Below are 12,317 nucleotides of genomic sequence, written 5' to 3' on the forward strand. Positions count from 1 at the left end.
CGTGAAATTACAACGCCCTTTTCGATTTTTATACTGAAGCCATTGATAAATTACTTCGTAAAAATTCCAAAGACTTATTTTTCTTATCTTTAAGGTTTGTTTCCACGTGTGAGAAATCAACATTAAAAACAGCATCTTGATTTTCGATTTCAGAGAACCTTCTCGCCGAAATCCCTGCAGAATCCAATAACGTATCAATTCTAGATGACATTTTAATCGAATCAATCCGATCAGCAATGACAAAAGGCACCCCAAAAATAATAGAAAATACCGCCGCATGAAACGAATCGGTAACAACCACAGATGCCGACGCAATATCTTCTACAAACTGGATTGGATTATTTGAATAAATTCCGATACTGTCTTTATCCAAACTATGATACTCCAAGATTTCAAGTCCTTTTGCAGTGGCTAATTCATCAATAAAATCATCTAAGTTTTGAGAATTTTGTCCTAAAACATATTTGAAAACAGTTTGTTTGTGTTTTATATCCAAGTCCAATAAGTTTTTCCACTCTTCACTCGTCAATAACATTGTTGGATCTAAAACAACTTGTGGTTTAATCCCTACTATTTGATCAACTAATTCTGATGCCGAGTTTTCTCGAACAGAAACAGCCTTAAAATTTGGTAACTCCTGTCTCAAAATTTTTTCGTAACCTTCTGGCATGCTATTTATACCGATGCTTGCCGCATACGAAATCTTTTTTACATTTTGAAAATTTTTCAACATAAAATATTGAAATTGTTTAAGGCTCAGCCACGTTGGATTCCACACCTGATCAGAACCAACAATTACACCCTCTAAATCACTTATTTTCTTCTGCTCATTTAAATAGATCGATGAAAACTTTTTAAAGTTTCTAGTTCGTTCGCTTTTTGCAATAAATTCTGATCTATTTTTAATGAATAATATTATTTTTTTCAAACGTTGTTTATAATTCCGCTCTTCACTATGTTGCCAATGCTTAACGGTGACACACTCACATCCGAACTTTGTCTCCAAAACATGTTTTAAAGCTAGATTTTGTAATCGATTCCCGTAATTCCAGTAACCACCTAAGGTAACTATTCCTAATTTCATATGCTTTTCCCCACTCTACAGAACTAACTACATGAATGTAGCATTTCAACAATCAGTCTCTATCAAAACCAAGAAGGCGCACTTCTGGAATCAGATTCAATTCATATGCCTTTTCAACCTCACGTTGAATATGAAGCACAAGATTGCGATAATCTTCCCCAGTCATATCAGCCACACCAACAATAAATCCTGGAGACTTCGTAGAAATTTGCGCCCCACCTATGGTTAATCCAACCATATTTAGTTCTCTCATTAAACCGCCAACGTGCCATGGCGTTGGCGGAACAAAAGTTGTTCCAGCCGATGGCAATTCTAACGGTTGATTTTTTGCACGCCGCTTGTGATATTTCCTCAAGAGAGCACCTTGTTTAAAATACTGTGCCATACCTTTTATAGAGTTTGACATAGGTTTAACTAAAAATCGTCCTTCTAAAACTACTATATTCATATCCTGAAGAGCGGAATATCGATACCTAAACTTCAAATCAGTATTTTTATAAATCTCCACTTCCATAGTTTCCAGATTCAGCACTGTAACTTCAATTAAACATGCCTGTATATCCTGGTTTGCCAAAAAACCTGCATTCATAAAGATTCCTGCACCAACAGTACCCGGAATTCCTTCCATCCAAGAGAGGCCCGAGTACCTCTTACCGTGTGCCCAATATGCAAGATTTTTCATCTTATATCCAGCACCAACAACTACCTCTCTGCCGTTCTCCACGGTCGGTTCAGATATGCCAAATTCCGACATATTCACAACATCGAAATTTAAATTCCCGCCGGCAATTGCTACATTTGTCATATCTCCTAAAACTTCAAAATCTATTTTTTTATCTTTTAAATCAGCTATCAAACTTTTCAATTGATCTAAATCTTTAGGATAGTACATATTGTTAACCCACCCTCCAGTTTTAGTATTTGTATACTTTGACAAGTTAACATTTTCACGAAATTTAATCGTCATTATATTTTCTCCACTCATTACTTATTAGCCAATAAGTCTTTTTCTAAACTTCATTTTACTTATAAAGCGGCTAATCATTTCTCTTTCTTGTTCATTTGCTGCTTTTTTAACCCACAAAACCCCAAAAATGGCCGAATATAAAATTCCTACACCAACAAATGAAAGAATTTTACCCGTATCAAAAATCCTTGATGCCACAACTCCCGCCAATACAGGAATAACCGGAACCAATACTAATGGTATAACACGACACCAATATACCTTCATATTCAATCTAACAACTTTGTGATTATATACATTCATAATAATTCCATTTCCGACAACAATACTAAATATGTAACCCATCACTGAACCAAACACACCAAAATACCTAACACACAGCACTGTTATCAATATATTCATAACAGCAAGAATACCCAACGAAAAAGATCGAACTTTATGTAAATTCATAGCCCGTTGAATCTCAATACCAATATTTTGTGAAAGGGGCACAAGAACTGGAATAACCATCACAATTATCATCCAGTACGAAATGTTAAATCCTGATCCCGCCCACATAGTTATGAACGATTGTCCCAATACTATAAATCCGCCCAATACAAATAATAGAATGGATAACTGTATCCTCCCCACCGAAGCCATTAAGGATGTTAATTCATCCTCGTCTCTATTCAGAACCATTTTATTCACTTGAGGTACAAATATATTTGACATAGCTAAGGATAATTGAAAAAATAAACTTCTAATTTGAATAACAACTGCATAAATTGCTACATCAGTTGCTGTCAGATATTTCCCAACAATCATCCCAGGCACATTATTATTCACAAGATCTACAATTTGGTTAATCAAAATAAAACTAGCAAACGAGAATATTCCTTTAGCAAGTACAAACTGTTTCTTCCCAAATGAAAATCTCATCTCAATTCGCCAAATAGCATAATGAATACTCATAACAAGCAATACTATCGTTAAGAACAGTTGTATCAACGCTATAGATAATATTCCAAACTTTAAATTTAAAAGAATAAACGCCAATATTGGTTGTAATAAAGTTGCTAACAACACCCTGATTTGTTGGAAAATAAACTTCTCATTAGCTATGATATATGAATTAAACACGGACGAAATAAATCCGATCGCGACATTAACAGTCATTACAAGTATGAGCTTTTTCGCTATCATAATATCATCGCTTGTAAAACTACTACTAAACAGTGATTCCGCATTATTAGACATCAATGCGCCGATACATAGTGTAACAATACTAATCACCCCAAAAAATAATATGTACACCCCATTTAATAGGTTCACGTCATAGTTAGACTTGTTTTTTTGCAACCAATAAAACCTGACGTATGCACTGGCGAATCCCATCGAAAGAATAGTCAACGTATTTACAGCTTGACTGGTTAACTGAAACAATCCGTATGCTGACTCACCTAAAAAACGAAGAAGCAATGGTGTATACAACAGATATACACCATTTTGAACAAATACATTTATATAGGCTAACAATGCCCCTATTTTTTTTTGCATTTCTCTCTCCTTCTCTGAACCTTTCAAATATATAACAAGCATATCAAGCTCGTTTTTATTTTATTTGTGAATTATTCGAACGAACCGTGAAATTTAACTTTTCATAAAATAGGATTTAAGCACTATCGAACCTATCTTTTGAACAAAAAAGACCGCTACTAACTCTATACAGAATTAGTAGCGGTCTTTAATTACCGCAGCCGATCGAAATCAGCCTTAGTATTATTTACTTTTAGAATTAATCGTACGGCAGTAGATTACTTCTTCAAAGCAGTCCACTTCCAGTCAGTGAACTCTTCGATGTCGCGACCTTCGTTACGAGTAACTTCGAAGTGCTTTGCCAAGATGTCATCCATCTTCTTGTCAAATGCATCAGCTTCAGCAGCTTCAACAACACCGTTAGCCTTCAATACGGCAACAGCATCCTTAGCTTGGTTGAAGCGATCCAACTTTGAGTATACACGCATGTCGTAAGTCGTAGTGATGTCACCATCTTCACGGTAACCGTGTACGTGCAATCCCAAGTGTTGACGCTCGTAGAAGATTGACTCGATCAAGTCTTCGTATCCGTGGAATCCGAAGACAACTGGCGTTCCTGACTCACCGAACAAAGCGTTGAACTTGTCATCTGACAAAGCACGCTCGTGGTTCATCTCACCGCTCTTGTTTTGCAAACGGTGCAATTCAACAACGTTTACATAACGCATCTTAACGGCTGGGAATGCAGCGTTAACCAAGTTCAAAGCTGCCAAAGTTTCGATCGTTGGCTCAACACCAGCAGATGCGAAGACGATATCAGCTTCTTCACCTTCAGCAACAGTTGAAGCCCAGTCAATAGCCTTCAAACCTTCCGTTGCCAATTCTTCAGCTTCAGCAACTGAGAACCATTGTTGACGTGGTTGCTTTGATGCAACAACGTGGTTAACCTTGTGACGCTCAGTAAATGCACGACCGAATACAGCCAACAATGAGTTAGCATCGGCTGGCAAGTATTGGCGAACGAAGTCAGACTTCTTTTCAGCCAAGTGCGTCAACATACCAGGATCTTGGTGAGTGTAACCGTTGTGGTCTTGTTGGAATACAGTTGAAGTTGAGATCAAGTTCAATGATGGGTAATCGTTACGCCATGATTGCTCTGAGGCGTGACGCAACCACTTGAAGTGTTGAGTAATCATTGAATCAACTACACGTAGGAATGACTCGTATGATGCGAATACACCAACACGACCAGTCAACGTGTAAGCTTCCAACCAACCTTCAGCTTGGTGCTCTGACAATTGAGCGTCCAAGATACGTCCCTCGTGGGCTTCGTATTGGTCGTTTGGCTCCTTAACTTCTTCCATCCATTGACGGTTTGTTACTTCGAACATGTCCCATAGACGGTTTGACATCGTCTCGTCAGGTCCGAAGATACGGAATGACGTTGGGTTCATCTTTGAGATTTCAGCGAAGAATCCTGACAACACGTTCATGTCCATGTTGCGCTTTGAGTCAGCCAATTCAGTTCCACGGTTTGACTCGTTGATGTCGTTAGCGTATGACTTCCAGTCTGGCAATGCCAAATCTTCAGCCTTTTCGCCACGAGCACGTCCACCGTTAGCAAGAGGGTTTGAAGCCATACGCTTGTCACCCTTAGGTGCCATTTCAGCCAATTCAGCCTTCAATGAACCATCAGCGTTAAACAACTCTTCTGGCTTGTATGAGTTCATCCACTCTTCGAATTGTGGCAACGTAGCCAACTTCTTTTGTGCCAAAGGAAGTGGCACTTGGTGGGCACGGAATGAATCTTCGATTGGCATTCCTGATTGGTCGTGAGTAGGACCACCCCAACCCTTTGGCAAGCGAGCGATGATTACAGGCCATGCTGCGATCTCGCCGTCTGCGTAACGACCGTTCTCACGGGCGTCCTTTTGGATTGCTTGGATGTCTTCGATTGCTTGGTCCATAACCTTAGCAGTAAGCTCGTGGTATGCCATGTAATCGTGGATGTCATCGTTTTCGATGAAACGTGGTGACCATCCCAAACCTTCGAAGAACTTCGTGATCTCTTCATCGCTCATACGTGAGAAGATCGTTGGGTTTGAAATCTTAAATCCGTTCAAGTCCAAGATTGGCAAAACAGCACCGTCGTTCTTAGGGTTCAAGAACTTGATTGAGTGCCATGCAGTCATTGAAGGACCAGTTTCAACTTCACCGTCACCGATAACAGTAAATGCGATTTGGTTTGGGTTATCCAAAACGGCACCAGTTGCGTGTGACAATGAGTATCCAAGCTCTCCACCTTCGTGCAATGAACCTGGCGTTTGTGCAGTCATGTGTGATCCGATTCCACCAGGGAATGAGAAACGCTTGAACAAACGTGACATACCTTCAACATCTTGAGTGATCTCAGGGTAGTTTTCAGTGTATGAACCGTCCAAGTATGAGTTCGTAACCATAACTTGTCCACCGTGACCAGGACCACCGATGTAGAACATGTCCAAATCGTACTTGTTGATCAAACGGTTTGCGTGAGCGTAAAGGAAAGTTTGTCCTGAGATAGTACCCCAGTGACCGATAGGCTTAACCTTAACGTCGTCCGCCGTAATTGGCGTGTTAGTTACTGAGAACAATGGGTTGCTCTTCAAAAAGATCATACCTGCTGAAAGGTAGTTGGTAGCACGCCACCAAGCATCAACCTTAGCAAGGTATTCCTTTGAATCAAAATCTACTGCCATTTTGATTAAATCTCCTTATAATTTTGAGAAAGGTTCAATCGCAGAAGTTATCTTCTGGATTACAAGTACTATAATAACAGATTTCAAAATTACGTACAATAAAAAGCACAAAATTGGTGCGGTCCAATTTTGCGCTTTTCTTATTTTTCACCCACAAATGCCGGTTTCATCGCATTTGCGTCATTTTTGAACAAATTGTGAATTTCGAGCTATTCGCCGTCCAAACTGACGAAACTGTTATAACGCATGTACTTATAGTGAACACGCATTGACCCAACTTCAAACGGCGTACCGTCATCCAAGAAGTATATACCGGCCATGACACCAACTGGTTCAACCTCCGACAAGGCTAAATGGTCACGATCATCTTCACTAGATGGTTCAACGGTCACGGTCATAAATGATTTCGTAACTGCTTTTTTGGTTGTCTCTTCAGCGTAGTGGAACATTGAGTGACCTAAATCTTCCGCCGTCAACGCTGGCAACAACTTGACTGGTACCAACGCGTTCTCAATCATAAATGCTTGATCTTGCAACTTACGGAGACGCTTAATTCGGTAAACTTCTTCCCCATCTTCTAGGAATAATGCCAAGCGCGTTTCTTCGTCAGCTTGTTCCGTTTCAAACGACAACAATTCAATAGCCGGTGACTCACCGTTAAAACGATAAGAATCAGAAACACCTAGATTGTTACCAATCGAGTGAAACATCGATTGGTTCTTTAAATACAGCGGATTTACAAACGTACCTGATCCACGCTTTTTAAAAATAATACCTTGTTGGGCTAAAACGTTGAGTGCACGCTTAATTGAGCTACGCGACACTTCGTATGATGATGCCAACGATCGCTCATCTGGCAGCTTTAAATTGGGGAATTCACCGCTATAAATGCGGTCCTTCAAATCACCCAACACCTTCATATAAAGGACTTCCTCCGGCATCAATCTGCCCTCCTACTTTATTTCGGACTTTATCTTAACATAAAAAGTGGTCCAACCAAAACTTTTGGTCGGACCACTATCATTTTTAATATGCGCCTGAAGCCCCTTCATCAAGCATTACCCAAACCGTATTAAACATGATTTTGACGTCAGTTAGTAGCGACTGATTTGCAATGTATTTTTTGTCTAACTCAATCATCTCTTTAAAAGATAAATCACTTCGTCCACTGACCTGCCATAGCCCCGTTATCCCAGGCAATGTAAACAACCGGGATGCCTCTTCATGGCAATATTCAGCATATTCAACAGGTAAGGCTGGCCTTGGGCCAACTAGACTCATGTTCCCCACAATTACGTTAAAAAACTGAGGGATTTCATCAATAGAATGCTTTCGGATGAAGCGTCCAACTTTAGTCACTCTCGGATCATCCTTCATTTTAAACATTGGACCATCAAAATCGTTTTGATGAAGCAATCTCTCTCTAATTTCATCCGCATCAACTCGCATAGACCGAAATTTCCACATTCGAAAACGTTCGCCATGTAATCCGATACGCTCCTGTGAATAAAAAATAGGGCCGCCATCCTTTTTAATCAGTAACGCTAAAATCACTAATAACGGGCTCAGTAATATCAGCGCACATAAACTAGCGGTAACATCAATAACTCGTTTGATCAGTTTATACACCAGTCGATTCATGCAACTTTTCCTTTCCAGCCACAATATTTTCAATCGTCCTAAACGACATTTCACGCCAATTGCTAATCACACCACTAACGTTTGTAAAATCATATTCTAGCGCTTGATTTACTTCAGTCACATCGCCGAAACAACGATTTTTCAAACTCAAATCTTCAATCAAGGTATTTAGTTCATCACATTCACTGACAAACCGATCGTCTATCACAAAAGGCACATTAAACACCATAGCCGTAGCAACAACTGCTGCAGAATCAGTTATAACTATATCCGCCCCTGCCAATTCTTTAACAAAATCATCAAGACCACGGTTGAAGTGCTTTTTTTGACTGGCATCGTTCGAATGAAATTCAATAATTTTATCTTCCGTAACCGTTGCAATACGGTTAATAAATTCACGAACGTCATCAGATTTCTTATTTAGGAAATACGTAAAAACAACGCCATCTTTCCCTTTAGGAATCTCAACGTATTTTTGCCAATCATATTCATTCATACCACAAAGAACTTTGAGTCCATTGCAAAATTCATGCTTATTCGAAGGCAGTAACACGTCAACTTTTCCCCCGGTTGCACTTGCAAAGTGACGTTCACAGAAAGCTTCTAACCTATTCAATCGATTTCTTGCTTTTAGTCGTTGGAATTGTTCCTGTACAAATTGCCAAAACCCCAATTTATTTTCTGTACTCCTTACCACTTGAACAACTTCTGAAACTGATTCGTGCCTACGCATAGCACTATGCATTGCTGTTCTTTTTAAGTAATCACCGTAATCCAATGATTGATTATCAACAATCAGACCTGCTTTCATTCCCCTCTCCTTTACTTTTCTACTTGTTTGGTTAATCCACTTCTCACGTGTGATTATGACAAGCAACTTTGTCAATAGTACTTTTATAATCAGTACCATTTCTAGGAAAGATATCGAACAAAATAAGACTGATAAAATGCACGTATATAAAAAAAGCGACCGAAATCGGTCGCTTTTAGAAAATCCAGTTAGATGTCACGCTTTTTGAAGAGTTGTGTCAAGCCCAACGCCAACACAACTAACCCGGTCGCAATCCAGAACGCCATGTGAATACCCATCAGGTCAGCCGTAGCTTGTGCTGTCTTGGCAGGTGCTGACACGGATGTCAAGCTGTACACCGTAATCAAAGCGGCTGTTCCAAACGAAGCCGCTACCTGACGAATCGTCGTATACATTGCGGATCCATCTGGCACAATTTCCAATGGCAATGAATTAAAGGCCTCGGTTTGAATTGGCATCGTAACCATGACCAACCCAAGCTGACGCACAAATTGACCGACCGCTGGTAACCAGATTGGTGAATCTAATTGCAACGTTGCTAGGATGATGGTTCCAATCACCACAAATCCTAGACCAATTGGCGCCAAACGCTTCACACCGAATTCGTCGTACCACTTACCTGACGTTGGTGACAGGAACGCCGTAATCAACGCCCCTGGTAACAAAACCAGCCCAGAAATAAAGGCCGATTGACCACGCACCGTTTGCATGTAAAGCGGCAACATCAATGCCCCACCATACAAAGCGGCCATCAAAACCACGTTAATCAACGTTGCCATCGTAAAGTTGTGGTACTTAAACACATCAAAGTTCAACAATGGGATCTTTGAGTGGGTTTGTTGGTAAACGAACACCGTCGTTACCACAATACCAATCAACAAGAACGCCCACACATCCGGACTCAACCAGTTACCGGTTCCGGCATTTGAGAACCCGTACAGCAAACTACCTAGTCCGATACTCGAGAGTACCATCCCCAAGAAGTTAAACTTCAAGAACTTTTGCTCCCCGATATTCTTCAAGAAAATCGACGCCAAAATCAAATCCAAAATAATCAATGGGGCAATCCCCAAGAACAACCAACGCCATGAGTGGCTTGATACCACAAATCCAGATAACGTTGGTCCAATCGTTGGCGCAAAGTTCAACGCCAACCCAATAATACCCATTGCTTCACCACGACGGTCAGCCGCAAATAAGTTCATCACCACCACGTTCATCAGTGGTCCAAACACTCCGGCACCAGCCGCCTGCACCATACGACCCAAAATCAAGATTGGGTATGTTGGCGCAAGTCCCGCAATAATCGTCCCCGCTGCAAAGACTGCAACGGCACTTAAATATAACGTTCGCGTCTTTAATCGTTGAATTAAGTACGCCGTCAGTGGCACCATCACCCCGTTTACCAACATATAACCATTAGTCATCCATTGACCTAAGGCCGTTGAAATGTGGAAGTCTGCCATGACTTGTGGCAAGGCCGTGTTCATTAACGTTTGATTCAAGAAGCCCAAGAAGACCCCTGCAATCAAGATAATCAACACACCGCGCTCTTTCTTAGAAATTCCGCTCATGTATGCCTCCTAGTCTAGATAATCTGTTCCAGCCCATTCAGCCTCGAATTGGGCAACGAAATCATGCATCGCACGATCACGAATCGTCCCAATTCGCTTTCCCTCTCGTGTATTCAAATAATCTTTTAGTAAGAACAACTTCTCATAAAAATGATTCATCGTCGTTTCGTCATTTGCCGCCCGGTAATCAGCCTTGGATGTAAAAATCTGTGGCTTAATCGCTGGGTCGTACAAGGTCCGGCGCTTTACCGAACCATATTGGATGGCACGGGCTGTCGCCACTGCCCCAATTGCATCTAAGCGATCGGCATCCTGAACGATTTGTCCGGCTAATGACAACGGATCTGGCTTGCCAAAACGTTGCTTACTCCACGACATATTATCAATAATTTGGAAAATTTCAGCCTGCTGCGCCTCATTAACCCCATTATCCGCTAACATTGCGCCAACCGCTCGCTTGGCGCTTGTGACATCTTTAAATAATTTGTCATCATACGTATCATGTAGCGTTGCCGCTGCAATCGCAATAAACGCATCAGCGGTTGGTTCTGTCGCCAAAATATGCTTTGTTAACGCAACGACGCGATCGATATGGCTCGTGTCATGACCGGTGTCATCCCCACCTAACACGGCCTGCATGAACGACGTCATTGCCACTAACTGTTGTTCTTCTACTACTGTCAAAATATTACTCCCCCGCTTGGTTAACGACGACCAATTAACGCCGTTAGCAAATACAACACAAAACTACCACCCAATAGGCCACCGAAGAAGTAGGCGACTGGGCGACCAACCGTCTCCCAAATCATAAAGGCGTCTGACATCGTTAGCCCCGTAATCACCCCGACGATGGTCAAAAAAATCAAATACCAAATCACACCACTCTTGGTGTTTTGCCAGTCTGCCCCACTTAAATTCAAAGCGAGACTCAAATTCAAAATCAAATATGCCCAAACCGCAACTTGCCACCAGGCAGTATTCGTCATCACACTTTCACCCGTGTGGTAACTCAACAATAACTGGGGCCACACCAATTTGGTAACACCCCAACTCGCTGCTGCGATACCAAAGATTGGTGCAATGCCGATAAAAAAGTTACCGGCTTGCTGGTATTTATTATTAGGACTCCAGGCATGTGACACATACCCCATCCGATTTTCATTACCGTCTTTAAACGGATTCTGAAGTAACTGAATCTTATCCACATGATGGCCAAAAATTAACGCCACCACTGCGTGCGATATTTCATGCACCATGACGCCAAGCCAGCCAAAAATCAGGGGTGCATTCAGCCCAAATGCCCGCATTAGATGTTGGTTGGTTCGGGTGGTAATCACTGAAATCAATGCACTACCCACAAGTGGTAAGACAAAAAAGATGCCGACAATGAACACCCACGACTGCCAGATAATGGTCCAACTCATACTTAAGCGTCCGTGCGGATATCCGCAAATTTGGCGTGCACAAATTCTGCCAATTGCTCAGCATCAACACGAATTGAACGGCCAACTTCACCAGCTGACAAGGTAATCGTGCCAGCTTCCTTGGCGATATTATCAAAGTAAATGGGGAACTTCTTGTTTTGCCAAATCCCCACTGGGTTATTGGCACCGTGAATGTAGCCTGTCGTCTTTTGCAAATCCTTGGTTGGAATCATCGTAACTTTCTTATTACCAGATACCACCGCAAACTTCTTTTCATCTAAGTGAGCATCCATTGGCACAATCCCGATGACAGGTCCGGTGACATTACCCGTCAACGCTAACGTCTTATAAATATCATGATCCGTGAGGTCATATTTATCTAATTCCGCTTGGTCGCGATTCATACCGCCCGCAAAAACAATACTTTCATATGGAATCTTAGCTTTATCCAAGATTTGTTCGACTAAAATCTTCTTAATGCGTTCTTTCTTTGCCATTTTCAGCTCTCCAATCTATAACCGATAACTATATAATATACGCTTTATTCGCGCACACTAACA

At 41.2% G+C, this 12,317-nt stretch carries 11 protein-coding genes; all 11 read right to left on the reverse strand.

Features of this window, described 5'->3' with window-relative positions; genetic code table 11:
* Positions 1-28: 28 nt before the first annotated feature.
* Positions 29-1,084 (reverse strand): polysaccharide pyruvyl transferase family protein, encoded by a 1,056-nt coding sequence (locus ACJ28U_RS10535; protein WP_407619244.1) that lies wholly within the window; start codon positions 1,082-1,084, stop codon positions 29-31.
* A gap of 52 nt (positions 1,085-1,136) precedes the next feature.
* Positions 1,137-2,051, reverse strand: a complete 915-nt coding sequence (gene murB, locus ACJ28U_RS10540; RefSeq protein ID WP_407619245.1) for a UDP-N-acetylmuramate dehydrogenase — start codon at positions 2,049-2,051, stop codon at positions 1,137-1,139.
* A gap of 24 nt (positions 2,052-2,075) precedes the next feature.
* Positions 2,076-3,590, reverse strand: a complete 1,515-nt coding sequence (locus ACJ28U_RS10545; protein ID WP_407619246.1) for a lipopolysaccharide biosynthesis protein — start codon at positions 3,588-3,590, stop codon at positions 2,076-2,078.
* 257 nt (positions 3,591-3,847) lie between these two features.
* On the reverse strand, positions 3,848-6,307 hold the full coding sequence (locus ACJ28U_RS10550) for a phosphoketolase (protein WP_010374936.1): 2,460 nt from the start codon (positions 6,305-6,307) through the stop codon (positions 3,848-3,850).
* A gap of 209 nt (positions 6,308-6,516) precedes the next feature.
* Positions 6,517-7,248, reverse strand: a complete 732-nt coding sequence (locus ACJ28U_RS10555; RefSeq protein WP_010374938.1) for a GntR family transcriptional regulator — start codon at positions 7,246-7,248, stop codon at positions 6,517-6,519.
* Between the two features lie 85 nt (positions 7,249-7,333).
* On the reverse strand, positions 7,334-7,948 hold the full coding sequence (locus tag ACJ28U_RS10560; RefSeq protein ID WP_407619247.1) for a sugar transferase: 615 nt from the start codon (positions 7,946-7,948) through the stop codon (positions 7,334-7,336).
* The gene (locus ACJ28U_RS10565; RefSeq protein ID WP_407619248.1) at positions 7,929-8,759 is read right to left on the reverse strand and encodes a hypothetical protein; all 831 of its coding nucleotides are present in this window, start codon (positions 8,757-8,759) and stop codon (positions 7,929-7,931) included. The genes ACJ28U_RS10560 and ACJ28U_RS10565 overlap by 20 nt, the downstream gene beginning before the upstream one ends.
* A 188-nt stretch (positions 8,760-8,947) precedes the next feature.
* Positions 8,948-10,333, reverse strand: a complete 1,386-nt coding sequence (locus tag ACJ28U_RS10570) for an MDR family MFS transporter (RefSeq protein ID WP_407619249.1) — start codon at positions 10,331-10,333, stop codon at positions 8,948-8,950.
* Between the two features lie 9 nt (positions 10,334-10,342).
* Positions 10,343-11,017, reverse strand: a complete 675-nt coding sequence (locus tag ACJ28U_RS10575) for an HD domain-containing protein (protein WP_407619250.1) — start codon at positions 11,015-11,017, stop codon at positions 10,343-10,345.
* A 20-nt stretch (positions 11,018-11,037) separates the two neighbouring features.
* The gene (locus tag ACJ28U_RS10580; protein ID WP_407619251.1) at positions 11,038-11,757 is read right to left on the reverse strand and encodes a hypothetical protein; all 720 of its coding nucleotides are present in this window, start codon (positions 11,755-11,757) and stop codon (positions 11,038-11,040) included.
* 2 nt (positions 11,758-11,759) lie between these two features.
* Positions 11,760-12,254, reverse strand: coding sequence for an aminoacyl-tRNA deacylase (locus ACJ28U_RS10585; protein WP_407619252.1), 495 nt, complete (start codon positions 12,252-12,254; stop codon positions 11,760-11,762).
* Positions 12,255-12,317 lie beyond the last annotated feature (63 nt).

This window comes from Weissella sp. MSCH1, assembly GCF_045799135.1.
Classification (GTDB): Bacteria; Bacillota; Bacilli; order Lactobacillales; family Lactobacillaceae; genus Weissella.

Coding starts and splice junctions, on each gene's coding strand:
- ACJ28U_RS10535 (WP_407619244.1), bottom strand. CDS start 1,084: ATGAAATTAGGAATAGTTACCTTAGGTGGTTACTGGAATTACGGGAAT.
- murB (WP_407619245.1), bottom strand. CDS start 2,051: ATGACGATTAAATTTCGTGAAAATGTTAACTTGTCAAAGTATACAAAT.
- ACJ28U_RS10545 (WP_407619246.1), bottom strand. CDS start 3,590: ATGCAAAAAAAAATAGGGGCATTGTTAGCCTATATAAATGTATTTGTT.
- ACJ28U_RS10550 (WP_010374936.1), bottom strand. CDS start 6,307: ATGGCAGTAGATTTTGATTCAAAGGAATACCTTGCTAAGGTTGATGCT.
- ACJ28U_RS10555 (WP_010374938.1), bottom strand. CDS start 7,248: ATGCCGGAGGAAGTCCTTTATATGAAGGTGTTGGGTGATTTGAAGGAC.
- ACJ28U_RS10560 (WP_407619247.1), bottom strand. CDS start 7,948: ATGAATCGACTGGTGTATAAACTGATCAAACGAGTTATTGATGTTACC.
- ACJ28U_RS10565 (WP_407619248.1), bottom strand. CDS start 8,759: ATGAAAGCAGGTCTGATTGTTGATAATCAATCATTGGATTACGGTGAT.
- ACJ28U_RS10570 (WP_407619249.1), bottom strand. CDS start 10,333: ATGAGCGGAATTTCTAAGAAAGAGCGCGGTGTGTTGATTATCTTGATT.
- ACJ28U_RS10580 (WP_407619251.1), bottom strand. CDS start 11,757: ATGAGTTGGACCATTATCTGGCAGTCGTGGGTGTTCATTGTCGGCATC.
- ACJ28U_RS10585 (WP_407619252.1), bottom strand. CDS start 12,254: ATGGCAAAGAAAGAACGCATTAAGAAGATTTTAGTCGAACAAATCTTG.